The following is a 269-nucleotide window of genomic DNA, read 5'->3' on the forward strand; positions in this document are numbered from 1 at the left end:
GGTATTGCGCGATGGCGCGTATTCGATCCTTGTCACGTTTGATCCGCAGTAAAGGCTCGGAATGCGGGCATTGGCCCGCGCTCCGCGCTATTGCGCCGACCTTCATCGGGCGGCTCCCGATTATCCAGCCTAGTGAGATATATATATGACCCGCTTGACTACTTTGAAGCCGTCGGAAGCAACCGGCGAAACCGCAGTCGTGTTCAACCAGATCAAGGCCGCGATCGGCAAGGTCCCGAACGCCTACGCGACCATCGGCACGCACAGTC

The 269-nt window shown here is 58.7% G+C and carries 1 pseudogene; it reads left to right on the forward strand.

Going from position 1 to position 269, the window contains the following annotated elements:
* Positions 1 to 145: 145 nt before the first annotated feature.
* Positions 146 to 269 (forward strand): annotated as a pseudogene (locus tag SB771_RS34675) (carboxymuconolactone decarboxylase family protein); the annotation flags it as partial.

Origin of the sequence: Burkholderia sp. SIMBA_051, from assembly GCF_046534915.1 — a bacterium.
Classification (GTDB): Bacteria; Pseudomonadota; Gammaproteobacteria; order Burkholderiales; family Burkholderiaceae; genus Burkholderia; species Burkholderia ambifaria.